Source organism: Nitrosomonas sp. H1_AOB3 (assembly GCF_015709435.1).
GTDB lineage: Bacteria > Pseudomonadota > Gammaproteobacteria > Burkholderiales > Nitrosomonadaceae > Nitrosomonas > Nitrosomonas europaea.
The window spans coordinates 2,072,004-2,087,326 of record NZ_CP054389.1; the positions used below are offsets into that span (position 1 = coordinate 2,072,004).

At 68.1% G+C, this 15,323-nt stretch carries 16 protein-coding genes; 15 read left to right on the forward strand and 1 reads right to left on the reverse strand.

What is annotated here, in order from left to right; all coding sequences use genetic code 11:
- Positions 1 to 5 precede the first annotated feature (5 nt).
- The 13 genes from HRU73_RS09620 to HRU73_RS09680 all read left to right on the forward strand — a co-directional run bounded on the left by HRU73_RS09620 (position 6) and on the right by HRU73_RS09680 (position 13,038).
- On the forward strand, positions 6 to 416 hold the full coding sequence (locus tag HRU73_RS09620; protein ID WP_287398544.1) for a TIGR03750 family conjugal transfer protein: 411 nt from the start codon (positions 6 to 8) through the stop codon (positions 414 to 416).
- Positions 413 to 1,105, forward strand: a complete 693-nt coding sequence (locus HRU73_RS09625) for a PFL_4703 family integrating conjugative element protein (RefSeq protein WP_068636835.1) — start codon at positions 413 to 415, stop codon at positions 1,103 to 1,105. Before HRU73_RS09620 ends, HRU73_RS09625 begins: the two co-directional genes overlap by 4 nt.
- The gene (locus HRU73_RS09630) at positions 1,102 to 2,016 is read left to right on the forward strand and encodes a TIGR03749 family integrating conjugative element protein (protein ID WP_287398546.1); all 915 of its coding nucleotides are present in this window, start codon (positions 1,102 to 1,104) and stop codon (positions 2,014 to 2,016) included. The genes HRU73_RS09625 and HRU73_RS09630 overlap by 4 nt, the downstream gene beginning before the upstream one ends.
- Complete coding sequence (locus HRU73_RS09635; RefSeq protein ID WP_287398547.1) at positions 2,006 to 3,439, forward strand: TIGR03752 family integrating conjugative element protein; 1,434 nt, start codon at positions 2,006 to 2,008, stop codon at positions 3,437 to 3,439. Before HRU73_RS09630 ends, HRU73_RS09635 begins: the two co-directional genes overlap by 11 nt.
- Positions 3,420 to 3,854, forward strand: coding sequence for a TIGR03751 family conjugal transfer lipoprotein (locus tag HRU73_RS09640; RefSeq protein ID WP_287398548.1), 435 nt, complete (start codon positions 3,420 to 3,422; stop codon positions 3,852 to 3,854). The genes HRU73_RS09635 and HRU73_RS09640 overlap by 20 nt, the downstream gene beginning before the upstream one ends.
- The gene (locus HRU73_RS09645; RefSeq protein ID WP_287398549.1) at positions 3,854 to 6,742 is read left to right on the forward strand and encodes a conjugative transfer ATPase; all 2,889 of its coding nucleotides are present in this window, start codon (positions 3,854 to 3,856) and stop codon (positions 6,740 to 6,742) included. The genes HRU73_RS09640 and HRU73_RS09645 overlap by 1 nt, the downstream gene beginning before the upstream one ends.
- Positions 6,743 to 6,755: 13 nt before the next feature.
- A complete protein-coding gene (locus tag HRU73_RS09650; protein ID WP_004254897.1) occupies positions 6,756 to 7,499 on the forward strand; it encodes a DsbA family protein in 744 nt (247 codons plus the stop codon).
- A gap of 195 nt (positions 7,500 to 7,694) precedes the next feature.
- Positions 7,695 to 8,189, forward strand: coding sequence for a RadC family protein (gene radC, locus HRU73_RS09655; RefSeq protein ID WP_012584731.1), 495 nt, complete (start codon positions 7,695 to 7,697; stop codon positions 8,187 to 8,189).
- Between the two features lie 152 nt (positions 8,190 to 8,341).
- Positions 8,342 to 8,791, forward strand: coding sequence for a TIGR03757 family integrating conjugative element protein (locus HRU73_RS09660; protein WP_287398550.1), 450 nt, complete (start codon positions 8,342 to 8,344; stop codon positions 8,789 to 8,791).
- The gene (locus HRU73_RS09665) at positions 8,788 to 9,732 is read left to right on the forward strand and encodes a TIGR03756 family integrating conjugative element protein (protein ID WP_287398551.1); all 945 of its coding nucleotides are present in this window, start codon (positions 8,788 to 8,790) and stop codon (positions 9,730 to 9,732) included. The genes HRU73_RS09660 and HRU73_RS09665 overlap by 4 nt, the downstream gene beginning before the upstream one ends.
- A 10-nt stretch (positions 9,733 to 9,742) precedes the next feature.
- Positions 9,743 to 11,149 (forward strand): integrating conjugative element protein, encoded by a 1,407-nt coding sequence (locus HRU73_RS09670; protein ID WP_287398552.1) that lies wholly within the window; start codon positions 9,743 to 9,745, stop codon positions 11,147 to 11,149.
- Positions 11,146 to 11,499 carry a hypothetical protein gene (locus HRU73_RS09675; RefSeq protein ID WP_023124322.1) on the forward strand — a complete coding sequence of 118 codons (354 nt, stop codon included), beginning with the start codon at positions 11,146 to 11,148 and terminating at the stop codon, positions 11,497 to 11,499. Before HRU73_RS09670 ends, HRU73_RS09675 begins: the two co-directional genes overlap by 4 nt.
- Before the next feature lie 15 nt (positions 11,500 to 11,514).
- On the forward strand, positions 11,515 to 13,038 hold the full coding sequence (locus HRU73_RS09680) for a conjugal transfer protein TraG N-terminal domain-containing protein (RefSeq protein ID WP_287398553.1): 1,524 nt from the start codon (positions 11,515 to 11,517) through the stop codon (positions 13,036 to 13,038).
- A 16-nt stretch (positions 13,039 to 13,054) separates the two neighbouring features.
- On the opposite strand, the gene HRU73_RS09685 is transcribed toward HRU73_RS09680, so the two are convergent.
- Positions 13,055 to 13,423: a DUF3742 family protein gene (locus HRU73_RS09685; RefSeq protein ID WP_011805400.1), complete on the reverse strand. Its 369-nt coding sequence runs from the start codon at positions 13,421 to 13,423 to the stop codon at positions 13,055 to 13,057.
- Between the two features lie 227 nt (positions 13,424 to 13,650).
- Between HRU73_RS09685 and HRU73_RS09690 the strand changes: the two genes are divergently transcribed.
- A complete protein-coding gene (locus HRU73_RS09690) occupies positions 13,651 to 14,409 on the forward strand; it encodes a type IV toxin-antitoxin system AbiEi family antitoxin domain-containing protein (protein ID WP_013721903.1) in 759 nt (252 codons plus the stop codon).
- Entirely contained in the window at positions 14,402 to 15,322 is a 921-nt protein-coding gene (locus HRU73_RS09695) for a nucleotidyl transferase AbiEii/AbiGii toxin family protein (RefSeq protein WP_198846444.1), read from the forward strand. The genes HRU73_RS09690 and HRU73_RS09695 overlap by 8 nt, the downstream gene beginning before the upstream one ends.
- Position 15,323: the final 1 nt, after the last annotated feature.

The following is a 15,323-nucleotide window of genomic DNA, read 5'->3' on the forward strand; positions in this document are numbered from 1 at the left end:
AAGCGATGGCCGTCCCTTCGGAGACCCCGCGCGACACGCTGGTGACCTTTCTGCCGCACCGGCTGAACCGCCAGCCGGTGGTCGTGCGCGGGCTGACCGCCGACGAGTTGTGGATCTGCACCGGCCTGTCGGCCGCCGCCGGATTCGCGCTCGGCCTGCCGCTGGCGTGGCTCACGCACAGCATCGCCATGGTGCCCACGCTGATCGTCGCCGGCATCGCGCTGGGCGTCTTCGTCGGCGGTGGCTTCCTGCGCGCACAGAAACGTGGCCGGCCCGACACCTGGCTGTACCGGCAGCTCCAGTGGCGGCTGGCCCTGCGGCATCCGGCGCTGGCAGCGCTCCTGAGCGGGCAGCGCCTCATCACCCGCTCGGGCTACTGGACGACCCGGCGCAACTCCGATCGAGGGGCGCCATGAGCCGTTTCAAGAATGAGATTGCGCACCTGCAGGCGCATGTGAAGACGCTGCGCCTGGGGGCCGGCGCGCTGTTCGTGGTGGCGCTGCTGCTCGGCTTCGGTTGGTGGAGTGCGCCGAAGAGTCTCACCATCCATGTGCCGCCGGACCTGCGCTCGGGTAGCACGCGCAAGTGGTGGGACGTGCCGCCCGAGAGCGTGTATGCCTTCTCGTTCTACATCTGGCAGCAGGTGCAGCGCTGGCCCACGAACGGCGAAGAAGACTATCCACGCAACCTGCGCGCGCTGTCGGCCTACCTGACGCCGAGCTGCCGGGCCTTTCTGCAACAGGACTACGAGTACCGGCGCGCCAGTGGCGAGCTGCGTCAGCGCGTGCGCGGCATATACGAGATTCCCGGCCGCGGCTACGGCGATGATCCGGCCGCGCGCGTCAAGGTGATCTCCGACCGCGATTGGATCGTCACGCTCGACGTGAGCGCGGATGAATACTACGGCTCCGAGCAGGTCAAGCGCGCCCTGGTGCGCTACCCCATCAAGGTCGTCCGGCTGGACATCGACCCCGAGCGCAACCCCTTTGGCTTGGCGCTGGACTGCTACGCCAGCGCGCCCCAGCGCATCGAACCGCCGCCGACGCCGACCCAGGCCGTCGCGCCCGCCAACGCCTCCGGCCACCTGCAGGGAGACTCTCCATGAAGCCCGTTGCCTTGTCGGCCCTGGCCGGCGTCCTGCTGATCCTCGGTTTCGTGCCGGCCAGCCAGGCCGTGGAAATCCTGCGCTGGGAGCGGCTGCCCCTGCCGGTGCCGCTGGTGGTCGGCCAGGAGCGCGTGGTCTTCATCGACCGCAATGTGCGCGTCGGCGTGCCGGCCGGCGTCGGCGACCATCTGCGTGTGCAGAGTGCGGGCGGCGCGATCTACCTGCGGGCGAGCGAGCCGATTCCGCCCACGCGGCTGCAACTGCAGGACGTGGAATCCGGCGTGCTGATCCTGCTCGACATCGCCGCCGAGCCGGCGAAGGACGGCCAGGCGCCGCTGGAGCCGGTGCGCATCGTGGAAGCGGCAGCCCCCGCAAAGCGCTACGGCGGCGGTGCAGCAAGCGGCGCGGACGAGCAGGCCGATGCGCCCGCAGGCAAATCCGTTCCCCGGCGCGAAACGCCGGTACCGGTCGTGCTGACGCGCCATGCCGCACAGAACCTGTATGCGCCGCTGCGCACCGTCGAGCCGGTCGCCGGCATCGGGCGCGTGAACCTGCGCCGCGACCTCGCGCTGGACACCTTGCTGCCGACGCTGCCGGTGCACGCGCGGGCACTGGCCGCATGGCGCCTGGAAGACCAGTGGGTGACGGCCGTGCGACTCACCAACACCGCCGCGCGCTGGCTCGACCTCGACCCGCGCGCCCTGCAGGGGAACTTCGTGGCGGCGACCTTTCAGCATCCGAACCTGGGGCCGGCCGGCACCCCGTCCGACACCACGGTGCTCTACCTGGTCACGCGCGGCCACGGCCTGGCCGAGTCGCTGCTGCCGGCGCTGAGCCCGATCGACGCCATCGTGAACCTGCCGCCGGCCGCCGCGGCCGGCTCGACCGGAGGAGCGCGCGATGAAGAGTAATCCGCTGCTCAAGTGGCTGCTGATCCCGATGGCGCTGCTGCTGGTGTTCGTCGGCATCAAGCTGTTCTCCGGCGCCCCGGGCGGCCAGCCCGCTCCCAAGGGCGCGACCAGTACGCTCACGCCCGAGGAGATGAAAGCCCTGGGCATCGCCGGCGACACGCCGCGCGATACCGTCGCCACGCTGGTGGCCCAGGTGAAACAGTTGCGCACCGAGCTACAGAGCGCGCTCGGCGACAACAAGCAGCACAAGGCCGAGAACGAGCGCCTGCGTGCGCGGGAAAGCGCGATCGACCAGCGCATCCAGAGCGCGCTGGAAGGCGAACGCAACCGCTTGGAGCAGGAGCGCAACCAGGTGGCCAGCGACAGGCAGCAGACCCAGGGGCTGCTGCAGGATCTGCAGCGGCAATTGGACGGCCTTTCCGGCAAGGGTGGCCCGTCCGACCTGCCCGTCGGGCTGGGGCTGGAAGAGGGTGACGGCAAGCGCTTCAACCGCGGCACCAGTGGCACGCAGTGGGTCGAGCCCGACGATGCCAAGGTCGACGCCAAGAACGGCAGCAAGGAGCCGAGCTTTCCCCTGAGCTTCGGGCCGGCCCAGAAAAGCCTGTCGGCCGCAGTGGAATCCGTCGCCGACGTCGGCAGCCGCGCGGTGGGCGCATCCACGAAGGCTGTCTACACCGTGCCGTCGAACTCGACGCTCATGGGGTCGATTGCCATGACGGCGCTGATCGGGCGCGTGCCGATCGATGGAACCGTCAACGACCCGTACCCGTTCAAGGTGCTGATCGGCCCGGACAACCTCACGGCCAACGGCATCGACATCCCCGACGTGGCCGGCGCCGTGGTCAGCGGCACGGCCTCGGGCGACTGGACGCTCTCGTGCGTGCGCGGGCAAATCCGCTCGGTCACGTTCGTGTTCCAGGACGGCACCATCCGCACGGTGCCGGAGGACGGTAGCAAGGGCGGCGGCAGCGGCGGCAACTCGGGTCACAACGGCGCCAGCATCCAAGGCGGCCTGGGCTGGATCAGCGACCCCTACGGCATTCCCTGCGTCAGCGGCGAGCGGCGCAGCAACGCCCAGCAGTACCTGGGCAGCCAGGCGCTCATCACCGCGGCCGGCGCCGGCGCGGCCTCGCTCATCAAGTCCGACAACGGCAGCGTGGCCGTGGTCGCCAATAGCAACGGCTCGCTGGGCACCGTCGGCATCAGCGGCAACGAAGCGATGGGCCGCATCCTCGCGGGCGGCGTGCGCGACATGGCCGATTGGGTCAACAAGCTCTATGGACAGGCCTTCGCGGCGGTCTACGTGCAGCCCGGCGCCAAGGTGGCCGTGCATCTGGAGCAGCCGCTCGACATCGACTACGACGCCAAGGGGCGTCGGGTCCACCACCGCACCGGAGAAGCCAATGCCTCGGATCTGGATTGACGCAGCCGCCGTGCTGCTGGCGGCCACCCTGCTCGGCGGCTGCGCCACCAGCAAGGAGAAGCTGCTGCCGCACGGCGACAGCGCCATGCTCGACATCTGGCATCAGGAGACCGGCGGCAGCGCGGGCGGCGGCCAGGCGGCGCGGCAACTGCTCGATGCGCGCCAGGGCCTGCGCCGGCCGCTGGCCGAGGCCGATGTGCAGGCGGCGCCCGGCGTGCAGGCGCGCTACACCCGTACCGCGCAGAACGAGATTTACCGCCAGTTCCACCGCCTGCCGAACCCCGACCTGGTGATGTACGTGTTCCCGCACCTGGCGGGCACCGACCCGGTGCCGGTGCCCGGCTACAGCACGGTGTTCCCGCTCTACCAGCGCGTGCAGTACGCGATGCCGGGCGAGCGCGTGGAGGACTACTGATGGCTTGGTTGCTGCCGTGGTCACGCAAGCCCGACGCATCGCCTGCTGACGCCGTAGATGCGGCCGATGATGCCTGGGCGCGGCACCTAACGGCCCTGGCGGCACAGGGTGTCGCCGGGCCGGGCAGCGCGCTCGACCGGGGCAGGCGCAGGCCGGCCACCCAGGCCGACCACGATGCGCTCTATGGCGTCGCGCCGTCGTTCGCGGACTTGCTGCCCTGGGTCGAGTACCTGCCCGGCTCCAAGTGCATGTTGCTGGAAGATGGCCAGTCGGTGGCGGCCTTCTTCGAGCTGGCGCCGGTCGGCACCGAGGGCCGCGAGATGGCCTGGCTATGGCAGGCGCGCGATGCGCTGGAGAACGCCCTGCAGGACTCCTTCGACGAGTTGGACGACAACCCCTGGGTGGTGCAGCTCTACGCCCAGGACGAGGCCGACTGGGACAACTATCTGCGTTCACTGGCGAACTATCTGCAGCCGCGTGCGCTGGGCAGCGCGTTCAGCGACTTCTACCTGCGCTTCTTCGCCCATCACCTGCGGGCCATCGCCAAGCCGGGTGGCCTGTTCGAGGACACCACGGTGACGCGCCTGCCGTGGCGCGGCCAGGTCCGGCGCGTGCGCATGGTGGTCTACCGCCGCACGTCCGCGGCCCCGACCTCGCGGCGCGGCCAGTCGCCCGAGCAGGCGCTGACCACGATCTGCGACCGCTTGGTCGGCGGGCTGGCGAATGCCGGCGTGAAGGCTCGGCGTCTCGGCGCGGCGGACATCCACGCCTGGCTGCTGCGCTGGTTCAACCCGAATCCGACCCTGCTCGGCGCCACTGCCGAAGACCGCGAACGCTTCTACGCGCTGACCCGCTACCCGGAAGAGCGGGAGGAGGGCGAGATCGAACTCGCCAGCGGCACCGATTTCGCGCAGCGCCTGTTCTTCGGCCAGCCCCGTTCGGACGTGCCCAACGGCCTGTGGTTCTTCGACGGCATGCCGCATCGGGTAATCGTGATGGATCGCCTGCGCACGCCACCCGTGACGGGCCATCTGACGGGCGAGACGCGCAAAGGCGGCGATGCCATGAACGCGCTGTTCGACCAGATGCCCGAGGACACGATGATGTGCCTGACGCTGGTCGCCACGCCCCAGGACGTGCTGGAGGCGCACCTCAACCACCTCGCCAGGAAGGCCGTCGGCGAGACCCTGGCCTCGGAGCAGACCCGGCAGGACGTGCAGCAGGCGCGCGGCCTGATCGGCAGCGCGCACAAGCTCTACCGCGGCGCGCTGGCGTTCTACCTGCGCGGCCGCGACCTGGCCCAGCTCGATGCGCGCGGCCTTCAGCTCGTCAACGTGATGCTCAACGCCGGCCTGCAGCCGGTACGCGAAGAGGACGAGGTGGCGCCGCTGAACAGCTATCTGCGCTGGCTGCCGTGCATGTTCGATCCGGCTGCCGACAAGCGCCAGTGGTACACCCAGCTCATGTTCGCGCAACATGCGGCGAACCTGGCGCCGGTCTGGGGCCGCAGCCAGGGCACGGGGCATCCGGGCATCACGTTCTTCAACCGCGGCGGCGGTCCGATCACCTTCGATCCGTTGAACCGCCTCGACCGGCAGATGAACGCGCATCTATTCCTGTTCGGCCCCACGGGTTCGGGCAAGAGCGCGACGCTCAACAACATCCTGAACCAGGTGACGGCGATCTACCGGCCGCGCCTGTTCATCGTCGAGGCTGGCAACAGCTTCGGCCTGTTCGGCGACTTCGCGGCACGGCTGGGCCTCACCGTGCATCGGGTGAAGCTCGCGCCGGGCGCGGGCGTCAGTCTGGCCCCGTTCGCCGACGCCTGGCGCCTGGTCGATACGCCGAGCCAGGTACAGACGCTGGATGCCGATGCGCTCGACGAAGACCAGACCGATGCCGGCATGGCCGTGGAAGGCGACGAGCAGCGTGACGTGCTCGGCGAGCTGGAGATCACTGCACGACTGATGATCACCGGCGGCGAGGACAAGGAAGAAGCGCGCATGACGCGCGCCGACCGCAGCCTGATCCGCCAGTGCATTCTCGATGCGGCCCAGCATTGCGTGGCGGACAGACGCACGGTGCTCACGCGCGATGTGCGCGACGCGCTGCGCGAGCGCGCCCGCGACGCCACGCTGCCGGAGATGCGGCGCGCACGGCTACTCGAGATGGCCGACGCCATGGATATGTTCTGCCAGGGCGTGGACGGCGAGATGTTCGACCGGTCCGGCACGCCGTGGCCCGAGGCGGACATCACCATCGTGGACCTGGCCACCTTCGCGCGCGAGGGCTACAACGCCCAACTCTCGATTGCCTACATCTCGCTCATCAACACCGTCAACAACATCGCCGAGCGCGATCAGTTCCTGGGCCGCCCGATCATCAACGTGACGGACGAAGGCCACATCATCACGAAGAACCCACTGCTCGCGCCCTACGTGGTCAAGATCACCAAGATGTGGCGCAAGCTCGGCGCCTGGTTCTGGCTCGCCACGCAGAACCTGGACGACCTGCCGAAAGCGGCCGAGCCCATGCTCAACATGATCGAGTGGTGGATCTGCCTGTCGATGCCGCCCGATGAAGTGGAGAAGATCGCGCGCTTCCGCGAACTCAACGCGTCGCAGAAGGCGCTGATGCTCTCGGCGCGCAAGGAGGCCGGCAAGTTCAGCGAGGGCGTCATCCTGTCCAAGTCGATGGAGGTGCTGTTCCGCGCCGTGCCGCCCAGCCTCTACCTGGCGATGGCGATGACCGAGCCCGAGGAGAAGGCCGAACGCTTCCAGTTGATGCAGCAGCACGGCATCAGCGAATTGGATGCCGCCTTCCGCGTGGCCGAGAAGATCGACCGTGCGCGGGGCATCGAACCCCTGGCACTGGGCACGTTGGCCTGACGGGAGCAACACGATGCGCATGCCTTCATTCGCCCGCCGTCATCCCTGGATCGGCCTGCTGATCGTGGTGACGATTGTGGTCGCCTCGTGGATGCTGCTGCGCGCGCCGCATCCGGCAACCGAGTCCATGTCCCTGGCCGCCGCCGGGTCCGAAGCGTCGAAACCGGCTGGCCCGCCCTGGCTGTATGGCCGTGCCGATGCGCGCTTCACGGTGGTCGGGTACGCCGACCTGGAGTGTCCGTACTGCCGGGCCTACTTCCCCGCGCTCAAGCGCTGGATCGACGCCCATCCCGAGGTGAACTGGCAGTGGCACCACCTGCCGCTGTCCATGCACGAGCCGGCCGCGACTGCCGAGGCACGCCTGGCCGAGTGCGCGGGCGAGACTGGCGGACATGCCACGTTCTGGCAGGCCGTGGCGTGGCTCTACTCGAACACCCGTGGCGACGGCCAGGGCCTGCCGGAGGGTCTGCGCTATCCCGACCTCACGCCAGCCATGCAGGGTTGTCTCGACAGCGAGCGCCCCGATGCCGTCATCCGTGCCCAGGCGGTGGAAGCCGCACAGCAGGGCATCGCGGCCACGCCGGCCCTGCAACTGCGCGACCGCGAGTCCGGCAAGACCCTCCTGCTGCACGGTCCCGTCGAAGGCGATGCCTTGCTGTCGGCCATCGACCTGCTCGCTGCCGGCAGCACGACCGCAGCCGAACCCGCCCATTCCCCAGACATGCCCGCCGGCGTTGCCGGTGACATGCCCAGGTAGCCATCGATCTTCAAGGCTGCGGCGCGGCTTGTCCGCGTTGATCGAAACCCGTTCGCATCGCATCCCTTGACGCGAACGGCCACCGCATCCGCGGTGGTGGATGCCCGCTCGTCACCTGTTCCATCCCCATCGTCCCCAGGAGGGTTTGCCCTCCAGGGGCAGGCGCCCTCCGATCTCATCCATTGGAGGTTCGCCATGTCTCTCGTCATCGCCGACTCCCGCCCGGAGTCGCTCACCCTGATCGCCGCCCAGCACGAAGACTGGATCATCCAGCAGGCCATCACCCTGCTGGAGAACCGCGTGTTCAAGGCCGGTCCGGCGCTGGGCAGTCCCGCCGCCGTGCGCGACTACCTGCGCCTGAAACTGGTCGCGGAGCCGAACGAAATCTTCGCCGTCGTGTTTCTCGACAACCAGCACCAGGTGCTCGCCTTTGAGCCGCTGTTCCAGGGCACGGTCGACCAGACTTCGGTGTATCCGAGGGTGGTGGTTCAGCGTGCGCTGGCGCTCAACGCTTCGGCCCTGATCCTCGCGCATCAGCACCCCTCGGGGAACACCGAGCCCTCGGCCGCTGATCGTGCGATCACCGAGCGGCTGAAGAGTGCCCTGGCCACCGTCGATGTCCGGGTGCTGGATCACTTCATCGTCGGCAAGGGCAGCCCGTACTCGTTCGCCGAAGCCGGCTTGTTGTAGCGCACTCGCTTCATCACCACGGGAGCCCTTGGCTCCCGTTTCTTTTCGCCGGTCCGCAGGAAATCGGGACTGACCGGTTTCGGTTTCTTTGTCGTTTCCCGATCTGCGTTGCGCTCGACTACGAGCCTGCATCGACTCCGCGGAGGCGCGCCATGCCGGCTCATTCCCTCAACCTTCCTGCCGCCTCGCGGCGCCCCCTGGCCGCCCGGCTGGCCGCTGGACTGTGCGCCGCGCTGCTCGGTCCCATCGCGGCGGCCGCCGATGTGCTCGTCGTCACCGACAGCCGTCATCCGGTGCAGGCCCCGGCCGGCGTGCGGGTCATCAAGCTGGACCAGGCCACGCGCATCGAGGTCGAACTCGCCGCGCACCTGCCGGCCGACCCGCAACAGGCCGCGGCCCTGGTGCGGCAGCGGTTGCATGACGGCGGCGAGGCCCTGCAGCGCCGCATCGGCCATGCCTACCAAGGCGTCGCGGATGCCTGGGGGCTGGGCATCGCCAAGATTCCCGCCGTGGTGGTCGATCGACGCTACGTGGTCTACGGCGAGCCCGACGTGCCCCGCGCCGTCGCGCGCATCAACGCCTACCGGAGCACGCAGCCATGAGCCTCCTGCTGGCATCCCGGCGCCTTCGCGCCACCGCCGCCTCGCTGCTGCTGAGCGCGGCCACGTCGACGTTCGCCCTGGACACCGCCACCATCGTCTCGTCGGCGTTGTCCCCCGACTGCCTCGAATACCGCGTGGTCGGAATCTGCTACTGGCTGTACTGCACGCCCTTCGGCTGCTCGGTTCGCACCTCCGTCAAGGTGCGCCACTACGTCCCCGATGCGGTGGTGTCGAGCTACTCGAACACCGGCGAAAACCCGTGGCTGGAAGTCAGGGCGATGAGCATGCCCAACCCGACCGCCAAGGCTGGCGGTGACGGCACGACCAACCATGACAACGAGAACAACCTCGCCAAGTTCAAGAACGCCGATGTCATCGGCCATCCGGCCGGGATGGTGTTCAGCCAGTTCGCCAGCGCCTCCGGCTACACCTGCGAAGGCGCTGGCACGGCCTTCATGCCGTATCTGCTGAGCACGCTCGACACGATCGCCTGGCGCTACAACATCCCGGAAGCGTTCTACCCCGAAGCGCTCATCCCCGGCTGGCGCGAAATCGGTATGCGCACCGGCCTGAACCTCTGGGGCAACGTGTATCCCCGCGGTGGCTTCCTGCACCAGACCGACGACCACAAGAGCGGCGCCGTGGTCGCGCAGCGCGCGGGCGACATCGTGACGCGCCGCAACCAGATTCACGTGTACCAGCCCCTGCTGGCCAACGCCCGCGACGGGTACTGGCCGGCCGGCGCGTTGATGGAGACCGACGCATCGACGGGCAAGTGGCAGGAGCTGACGCCCACGCTCTCGAACACTTGCGTGGTCTTCCCGCACAGCCGCACCCGCGTGCAGGCCCAGCAGGGCGACTACGCCTGGGCCTTGTGGCGGCCGTACTCCTGCTGCCGGCGCCGTGGCCAGGTCTTCCTCGGCAGCGTCGATTTCATGTGAGGAACCCACGATGAACGCCTCCCTCCCTGACTTCCTGCGCCGCGCGAAATCGCCCCTGGGGGCCACGCTGCTCGTGGCGGCCATCACGCTGGTCGTCGGCGTCGCCTGGGGGCAGACGCGCATCGATCCCAATGGAGTTAACGTCAGCGGCAGCGTGATCGGCGACGACGTGCTCTACAGCATCGGCGGCGGCCGGGCCGTGTCGATGGGTGGTGCCGGCAACATGCAGAGCATCGGCGTGGGGATCGGCTGGAACAGCAACCTGATCTGCGGCGACATGAGCATCACCACGACGCTGCAGAACCAGCTCAACGGCATCACCAACGGCTTCCAGACGATCATGAGCAACGTGATCCAGAGTGCCACCAGCGCCGTGGCCTCGCTGCCGGCCCTGATCATCCAGCGCGCCGACCCGGGTCTCTACAACCTGCTGACCAACGGCATCCTCCAGGCGCGCCTGGACTTCGACCGCTCGAAGATGACCTGCCGGGCCATCGCCAATCGGATGGCGGACATGGCCGGCGGCCAAGCCGGCTGGGACCAGCTCGCCGAGGGGATGGCGCTGCGGGATGCGGTCAGCAGCACCGATGCCGTCTCCGCCATCGAGCAGGCCGAGTCCAACAAAGGGAACAACGGCGTGCCCTGGGTCGGCGGCGGCAACGCGGGCGGCTCCGGCCAGAGTTCGATCAAGGTGGTCGGCGACGTGACGCGCGCGGGCTACAACCTGCTCAACGGGCGCAGCGCCACCGATACCTCGTCGATCGCGCGCAGCGCCTGCGGCAACCGCCTGACCTGCCAAACCTGGTCCTCGCCCCAGGCGGCCGCCGACTGGGCGACCCGCGTGTTGGGCGAACGCGAGCAACGCACCTGCGAAAACTGCACGAAGACCCAGACCACGCCTGGCGTCGGGCTCACGCCAGTGATCCAGGAAGAGTACGAGACCAAGCTGCAGGTGTTGCAGGAGCTGGTGACGGGCGCCCGGCCGACGACGCTGGCCAATCTCGACGCAGCCGGCAGCAGCTCGCTGCCGATCACCCGCGGCGTGATCGAGGCCCTGCGTGACGAACCCGACCAGGACGTGCTGGGCCGGCGCCTCGCGTCGGAGGCGGCGCTGTCCAGCGTGCTGGAGAAGGCCCTGCTGCTGCAACGCACGTTGCTCACTGGCAAGAAGGAGCCGAACGTCGCCGCCAACGAGTTGGCCGTGCGGGCGGTCGAGCAGGAGAACAGCGCGCTGGAGCAGGAGATCAACAACCTCAAGACCGAACTGGAGCTGCGCCGCACGCTGGCCGGCAACTCGGCGATGGCGATCATCCAGCGCCACAGCACCCGCGCTGCCGGTTCGCGCGGCGTCTTCGAGGGCGACACCACACGCGACCGTCTGCGGGAAGTCCAGAAGCCGCGGAGCGGTACGCCATGAGCCGGCTGGCCTGGCTGCGGCTGCCATGGCTGTTCAACCGCCGCGTCGGCGTGGCGCTGCTGTGGACCTTGCTGGTGGCCGCCGCCGCCGTGGCGGTGAACATCGCCGGCATCCACGTGGTGGGCGGCGTCGAGGGCTGGCAGCACTGGCTGCAGGCGCACGCCGGCCACTTCTTCGTGTGGCGGCTGTGCCTCTACGGAGCGACGGCTTACGGCTGGTGGTGGATGCGTCGGCGCCTGTTGCGGCGGGAGCCGTCCCGCGAGACGCATCAGCGCCTGCTGCGCACGGAGATCGCGGCCGTCATCGCCGTGGTCGCGCTGGAAGCCAGCCAGCTGCTGCGGCACGGCTGAGACCGGGAGGCAGGCATGACGCTCTACACCACGGACTACCTGGAGTATTACCTGACCCTGGTGGCTTGGGTGGTCAACAACGGCATCTGGAGCATTCTCGTGGCCAGCGGCGTGTTCGCGCTGCCGTTCGTGGCCATCGTGATCCAGGAATGGCTCAAGGCCCGCAGCGAAGGTGCGGACGAGGGCAACAAGGGCGTGCTGTCGTCGATGCGCATCGAGAACCGGGTGTGGGTGGCGATCGTGGTCATCATGTTCGCCGGGATCCCGTTCATCCCGGCGGATCTCGCCACGATCAAGTTCGACACCACGCGCTCCGCGCAATGCCAGGTCAGTGTCCCGCTGCCCAACGACACGGGCTGGTCCAACGTCTACACGGCGCTCAACGACCAGAGCGCGCTGGTGCCGGTGTGGTGGTTCTTCATGCACGCGCTGTCGAAAGCCGTGACGGGCTCCGCGGTGGCGGCGATTCCCTGCGGCACGGACCTGCGTCAGATTCGCATGGATGTGGATGCCACGCGCATCGACGATCCGGTGCTGGCACAGGAGGTCGCCGACTTCACGCACGACTGCTACGGGCCGTCGCGCGCCAAGCTGTTCATGAACCGGCCGACGCTCTCCGACGAGCAGATGAACGACGTCACCTGGATCGGATCGAGTTACTTTCTCGACACGCCCGGCTTCTATGACACCTATCGCGCCAAGACCCCACGCACGGCCTGGCCCTACGACGCGACCCGCGATGCAGGGCTGGCACAGGTGGACAGCGGCGGCGGCTATCCGTCCTGCCGGCAGTGGTGGGCCGATGGCGGCCAGGGACTGCGCAGCCGGCTGCTGGCACAGGTCGACCCGGACCTGCTGACCCGCATCGGGCGCTGGGCGGGTTTCCTGTCGCAGAGCGAGGTCAATGACTCGGTGATCCGCGCCGTGGTCTCACCGAGGCAGCAGAAGATGAACCAGGGCGCCGTCTACACCGACTACGGCGGCCAGATCGACAAGACGCTGCCGAACGTCGTCACGCGCGGCGCGAGCGACCTGGGGCTGACCGTCGGCTCGCTGGGCTTTTTTCCCGCGATGGACGTGGTGCGCCAGGCGCTGCCGATGGTGCTGACCATGCTCAAGATGGCGCTCGTCATCTGCATCCCACTGGTGCTGCTGATCGGCACCTACGACCTGAAGACGGTGGTGACGGTGAGCTGCGTCCAGTTCGCGCTGTTCTTCGTGGACTTCTGGTTCCAGCTCGCGCGCTGGATCGACAGCACGATCCTGGACGCGCTCTACGGCTGGGGGTTTGGCGCGGACAGGCCGCATACGAACTTCGATCCGTTGATCGGTTTGAACAACGCCTTTGGCGACATGCTCCTTAACTTCGTCATGGCGATGATGTTCATCGTGCTACCGGGTTTCTGGGTAGCTGCGCTCGCGTGGGTTGGTGTCCGCGTAGGCAACATTTCGCAGATGCTCTCAGCAGCCACCGATGGCGCCAAATCTGCGGGAGGCAAAGGCGCTGACCTTGCAATCAAAGCAGCGAAGGCGAAGTAGCGCCGAGAGTGGCGAGCTACTCGTCGTCCGCGCTGCCGCCGTCAATGCGTACCTCGCCCCGGTAGAGACCGTATCCGTCCAGGCCGTTTCGCCATTGAGGCTCGTCATCATCACTGCTTTCGTCGGCATCGACGTTGCGTACCATCCAGGCAGCGATCCCTGCAAAGGCCAGCAGCAGCGCCAGCCAGAACGCGGAGTAGAGCAGCACACCAAGCACGGCCAGCTTCACGATCCAGAGCACCGCCGTCGCCGCGCTCGCGGGCACCCCGCGCGTCACCAGCCAGCCGGCGACACGCTGCTCGCGGCGCAGGTATCCACGCCAGGCACGGCCAGCCCCCCGGCCCAGCCGGTGGCTCCAGCGCCCGTTGTGCGTGTTGGTGGTCATGCTCATAGCCTCGGTTTCAGTGGTGCCTCACCTCGCGGAGCGCCGGTCGTGGCTTGCCCTCCAGCATAGACCGCGATCAGGAGGGCGGGTTACGGCTGGCAGAGCCGGGTTGGCTCGGGTCGCAGGTCGATTAGATTCTGCATGATAAATCAAACTTTATGCTACTTTCCATGCACGTTCTTGCAATAGCTCTAGGGTCTGATTGGATTTCGTGCTATTTTTACAGCATGGATGGAAATTCCAGGCACCAGGTAATCAAGCGGCTGCAGGCGGGACTACCCCGTGGGGCGCCGTTCGACCTTGCCACCCTGAGCCAGTTCGGGGTGTCGCCCCAGCTCGCCGCCCACTATGCCGACGGCGGGTGGCTCGTGCGCCTGGCCCATGGCGTCTATGCCTTCCCGAACGATGAGTTCGGGGTCTACGGTGCGCTGAAGTTCCTGCAACAGCGCGTGCCCGGCCTGCACGTCGGCGGCAAGAGCGCCCTGGCCCTGCAGGGTGTGCGGCACAACCTGGGCAGCCGGGAGGCGCTGGTGCTGTGGGGCGACGGTCGCTTCGCGTTGCCGGCCTGGTTCACTTCGCGCTTTCCGGCCCGCTATGTCCACGCCCGCCTGTTCGACTGGCCGGACACAGCGCTGGCCGGCAAGACCCTGACCACGCCGCCTGGCCTGCCCGAGGATCTGCGGGTGGCAGCCCCCGAGCGTGCCGTGCTGGAGCTGCTGTACGAAGCCGGCGTCAAGCAGAGCCTCGAAGAGGCCCGCAACCTCTTTGATGGACTGCGTTCCCCCCGCAAGGACTTGCTCGGGCAACTGCTGTCCTGCTGCGCCAGCGTGAAGGCCGTGCGCCTGTTCCTCACCTGGGCGCGCGAGACCAGCCTCGTGGATGTCGATGCCCTGCTGGAGCAGTACCCGGTTCGCACCGGCAGCAACACGCGCTGGATGAGCCGGCTCGATGACGGCACCTTGCTGAGCCTGAGACCTCATGGATAAGACCTACGCGGACACCGTTCGCCTGCTGCTGGCCGTCGCGCCCGACGTGTTCGCCAACGACATCTTCGCCATGAAGGGCGGCACGGCCATCAACCTCTTCGTGCGGGACATGCCGCGCCTGTCGGTGGACATCGACGTGGTGTACCTCCCATGGCAGACGCCGCGCGACGAAGCGCTGCAAGCCATCAACCAGGAGCTGGCCGCCATCGCCACTCGCGTTGCACCACTGGGCGTGCAGACACGCCTGGTTCGCGCCAAGGACCTGGGGGACACCAAGCTGATCGTCGAGAACGACGCCAACCAGGTGAAGATCGAGGTCAACGTCGTGTTCCGAGGCAGCGTGCTGCCCGTCGAGCGGCGGCCGCTGAGCGCCAAGACCAGCGATCTGTTCGGCGTCGAGTTCGAGCTGCCGGTTCTGGCACCGGACGAGTTGTACGCCAGCAAGCTGGTGGCCGCGCTGGATCGGCAGCACCCCCGCGACCTGTTCGACGTGTGGCAGCTCTACGAATCGGGCGACATCAGCGACGGCATGGTCGAGTGCTTCGTGATCTATCTGGCGGGCCACAACCGGCCGCCCCACGAAGTGCTGTTCGGCAACGACAAGGACATCGCCGGCGAATACGAGCGGGCCTTTGTCGGCATGACCGAAGTGGACTGCTCCCTGGAGACACTGCTCGAAGCTCGCGCCAGGGTGCGGCGCGAGCTGCCACAGCGACTGAGCACCGCTCACAAGCAGTTTCTGAGCGGGCTGGTGCGCGCAGAACCGGACTGGTCGCTGGTGCAATGCCAACACGCCGCTCAACTGCCGGCACTGCGCTGGAAGCTGAGCAATCTCGAAACCTTCCGCAAGCGCCGTCCCGACGACTTCGCAGCGCAATCCGCCGCCCTCGACACCGGCTTGGGCCAGAGCTGAC